We start from the raw sequence: 4,037 nt of genomic DNA, 5'->3' as shown, positions 1-4,037 counted from the left end.
CGGTCGGGGCCGAGCCGGCCCCGACCGGCACCGGGCTACACCGAGGGCGCGCCCGTCTCGCGCAGCCGCCCCACCAGCTCCCGCACCACCGCCGCGCCGTTCAGCGTCAGCACCGACTCCGGGTGGAACTGCACCCCCGCGAACCCGGGCGCGCGCAGCGCGTGCACCTCACCGTTCGCGGCGCGCGAGACCTCGACCCCGTGCGCCGACAGCTCGGCCGCCGCCTCGTCGTCGCAGCGCGCCACGAAGCTGTTGTAGAACCCGACGGTCTCCCGCCGCCCGAACAGCTCGATCTCCGTCTGCGCCCCCTGGAACGGCACGTCCTTGCGCACGATGTCCAGCCCCAGCTCGGCTGCGATCAGCTCGTGTCCGAGGCAGACGCCCAGCACGCCCTGCCGTTCGCCCCTGATCACCTCGGCGGTGAGGGAGCGCAGGAACCGCATCTTCGGATCCGCCAGGTCGGACGGGTCCCCCGGCCCGGGGCCCAGCACCACCGGACCCTCGTGCCCGAGCACCGCCTCCCGCAGCCCCGGCTCGTCGTATCGCCGCACGCTCACCTCCAGGCCGCCGGCGCGCAGCAGGTGCGCGAGCATCGCCGTGAAGGTGTCCTCGCCGTCGACGACCAGGGCGTGCCCCGCGGGCTCCGGCGAGCGCTCCTGCATCCGCAGCCAGAACGGCGCGAGCGAGGCCCGGCGTCCGTCCAGCGCCGCCCGCACGCGCGGGTCGTCGGCGAGGCACGGTCGGGTGTGCTCGGCACGCGGCCGGGACGGCCCCACTCCCAGGGCCGCCAGCACGCCCGCCGCCTTGGCGTGCGTCTCGGCCACCTCGCTCGCCGGGTCCGAGCCGCGCACGAGGGTCGCACCGACCGGCACCCGCAGCCGCCCGCCCGCGTCGATGTCGGCGGTGCGGATCAGGATGGGGGAGTCGAGGGTCTGGACCCCGCCCGCGTCCCGGCCGATCAGGGCCAGTGCCCCCGCGTAGTACCCGCGCCCCCCGCTCTCGTGCCGCTCGATCACCCGGCAGGCGTTCTGCACCGGCGAGCCGGTGACCGTGGCCGCGAACATGGTCTCCTTCAGCACCTCCCGCACGTCCAGCGTGGACCTGCCGCGCAGCTCGTACTCGGTGTGCGCGAGGTGCGCCATCTCCTTCAGCCGGGGTCCGACGACCACTCCGCCCATGTCGCCGACGGTGCACATCATCTTGAGCTCCTCGTCGACGACCATCGACAGCTCCTCGATCTCCTTGCCGTCGGCGAGGAAGTCCAGCAGGTGCTCCGGCGTCGGCCCCTCGGCGGGGTAGCGGTAGGTGCCGCTGATCGGGTTCATGACGACCGTGCCGCCGGACATCCGGACGTGCACCTCGGGGCTGGCCCCGACCAGTGTGCGGTCCCCGGTGTGCACGACGAACGTCCAGTACGCCCCCCGCTCGCCCTCCAGCAGCCGCCGGAACAGCGCCAGCGCGTCCGCCCGGCCGAACCCGGGGATCTCGCCCTCGTATGTCCGCCGGATCACGAAGTTCGCGCCCTCGCCCCGCCCGATCTCCTCCCGCAGCACACGTCCGACGATCTCGCCGTACTCCTCGTCGGCGACGTCGAAGCCGCCGCCCTCGACGCGCACGTCGTGCGCCGGGAGCTGTTCCAGGGCGTCCACCAGAGGGACGGCGTACGACTCCTCGGGCGTGAGTGCCAGCAGGGGCGTGCCGTCGTCGCGGACGTCGAAGCCGCGCTCGCGGATCTGCCGGAAGGGCACCAGCGCCAGGCTCCGGTCGGGGAGGTCGGCGAGGCGCTCGTGCGGGACGACCGGGCCGATCAGGACCTCGACTCGTTCCTGGTCGTGGCCCGGGGTGCGGCGGCGCAGCAGGGCGAACGGACGGGAGTCGTCCGGCAAGCCGAGCAGGTTCATGGGTCCGTGCTCCATCTCGGTGAGAGAGGAACGGACCCCGGGAAACACCGAAGGCCGCCCCTCGGGCGGCCTTCGCGAAGTCTTGAGTACGCGCAGTCAGCGGGCCGCCGGATGAGCGGTCCACCACCAGGTCTGGATCGAGTGCGCGAACATGCCACGCACCCTACCCCACGTCCGAGGGGTGTTCGGGGTGTCTCACTTCCTGGGCATGGGTCAGCACGCCCGACACGACCCCGTAATGTTGGTGGCGTGACCGTGAACGCTAAGACCAGCGCGAGTGCTGGCAACACCTGGCGAAACCTGCCCGCGGCGCAGCAGCCCGAGTACCCCGACACCGAGGCTCTGCGCGCAGTCGTTGCGGACCTCGAGTCGTATCCGCCGCTCGTCTTCGCGGGCGAGTGCGACCAGCTGCGCGCCCGGATGGCGGCCGTCGCCAAGGGAGAGGCGTTCCTCCTCCAGGGCGGCGACTGCGCCGAGGCCTTCGACGCGGTGTCCGCCGACCACATCCGCAACAAGCTGAAGACGCTGCTCCAGATGGGCGCCGTGCTCACGTACGCCGCGTCCGTGCCGGTCGTGAAGGTCGGCCGGATCGCCGGGCAGTACTCCAAGCCGCGCTCCAAGCCGACCGAGACCCGCGACGGCGTGACGCTGCCGACCTACCGCGGCGACTCCGTCAACGGCTTCGACTTCACCGAAGAGGCCCGCATCCCGGACCCCGAGCGGCTGAAGCGGATGTACCACGCGTCCGCCTCCACGCTGAACCTGGTGCGCGCCTTCACCACCGGCGGCTACGCCGACCTGCGCCAGGTGCACGCCTGGAACCAGGACTTCGTGAAGTCGTCCCCGTCGGGGCAGCGCTACGAACAGCTGGCGCGCGAGATCGACAACGCGCTGAACTTCATGCACGCCTGCGGGACCGACCCGGAGGAGTTCAAGACGGTCGAGTTCTACGCCTCTCACGAGGCGCTGCTGCTCGACTACGAGTCCGCGCTGACCAGGGTCGACTCGCGCACCGGGCAGCTGTACGACGTCTCCGGGCACATGGTGTGGATCGGTGAGCGCACCCGGCAGCTCGACCACGCGCACATCGAGTTCGCCTCGAAGATCCGCAACCCGATCGGCATCAAGCTGGGTCCGACGACCACCGCCGAGGACGCGCTGCAGTACATCGAGCGCCTCGACCCCGAGCGGGAGCCGGGCCGGCTGACCTTCATCGTCCGCATGGGCGCCGACAAGGTCCGCGACAAGCTCCCCGAGCTGGTGGAGAAGGTCACCGCCTCGGGCGCGACCGTCGCCTGGGTGACCGACCCGATGCACGGCAACACCTTCGAGGCGGCCTCCGGGCACAAGACCCGCCGCTTCGACGACGTGCTCGACGAGGTCAAGGGCTTCTTCGAGGTCCACAAGGCCCTCGGCACCCACCCGGGCGGCATCCACGTGGAGCTCACCGGCGACGACGTCACCGAGTGCGTGGGCGGCGGCGACGAGATCTTCGTAGACGATCTGCACCAGCGCTACGAGACGGCCTGCGACCCGCGGCTCAACCGCAGCCAGTCGCTCGACCTGGCGTTCCTCGTGGCCGAGATGTACAGGGACCAGTAGCGGGTTCGCCTGTTACCGGGGCACGGACTGGGGCGCGCAGCGAGGAACAAGAAGGCCAACAAACCCAGAACGATGGCGAAGACGCCATTGGTGGTGGAGGCGCCTCGCACCACGGATGTCACGTAAAGGGCACCGAAGGACTGAAGTGCTTGCCAGAGAACAGCAGCGGCGATCGCTCCAGGTGCCACATCGGCTACCGAGAGCGGGCGGGCGCAGGTGAGCCGGAAAGCGACGATGAAGATGCCCGCGTTCAATACGACTACCGCAAGGGTCAGCAGGAAGCTGAACGAACCGCCCAGATGAAGCGCACCGCCGATGTTGGAGACAGCGGTGGTCCCCACGATCGCGAGACCGATCGTGCCGAGGAGTAGTAGCCCTTGGAGACGCCCGCGGATGGGATCCGGTCGCATGTTTCGGGGCACCGACCACACCGTGTTCATTGCATTCTGGCAAGCCAGAGCGACGCCGAGGCCACCGTAGAGACCACCGACGATTCCGATCACCAGCCCTGTGACACCGCCGCCGATCTGTTGC

At 70.6% G+C, this 4,037-nt stretch carries 4 protein-coding genes; 1 reads left to right on the top strand and 3 read right to left on the bottom strand.

The features are described 5' to 3' along the window. Positions 1-35: 35 nt before the first annotated feature. Both ABT116_RS40565 and ABT116_RS40560 read right to left on the bottom strand, forming a co-directional pair. Positions 36-1,901: an anthranilate synthase family protein gene (locus ABT116_RS40565; protein WP_351645077.1), complete on the bottom strand. Its 1,866-nt coding sequence runs from the start codon at positions 1,899-1,901 to the stop codon at positions 36-38. A 96-nt stretch (positions 1,902-1,997) separates the two neighbouring features. After that, positions 1,998-2,054, bottom strand: coding sequence for a trp operon leader peptide (locus ABT116_RS40560; protein ID WP_078602827.1), 57 nt, complete (start codon positions 2,052-2,054; stop codon positions 1,998-2,000). Between the two features lie 96 nt (positions 2,055-2,150). Between ABT116_RS40560 and ABT116_RS40555 the strand changes: the two genes are divergently transcribed. Further along, on the top strand, positions 2,151-3,503 hold the full coding sequence (locus ABT116_RS40555; protein ID WP_351645073.1) for a class II 3-deoxy-7-phosphoheptulonate synthase: 1,353 nt from the start codon (positions 2,151-2,153) through the stop codon (positions 3,501-3,503). Here the strand turns inward: ABT116_RS40555 and ABT116_RS40550 are convergent. After that, on the bottom strand, positions 3,416-4,037 hold a 622-nt coding region (locus ABT116_RS40550), incomplete at its 5' end, for a YhjD/YihY/BrkB family envelope integrity protein (protein ID WP_351645071.1). The genes ABT116_RS40555 and ABT116_RS40550 overlap by 88 nt on opposite strands.

Source organism: Streptomyces sp. NPDC002130 (assembly GCF_040296465.1).
GTDB lineage: Bacteria > Actinomycetota > Actinomycetes > Streptomycetales > Streptomycetaceae > Streptomyces.
This window is presented reverse-complemented; position numbering and strand designations above follow the sequence as displayed.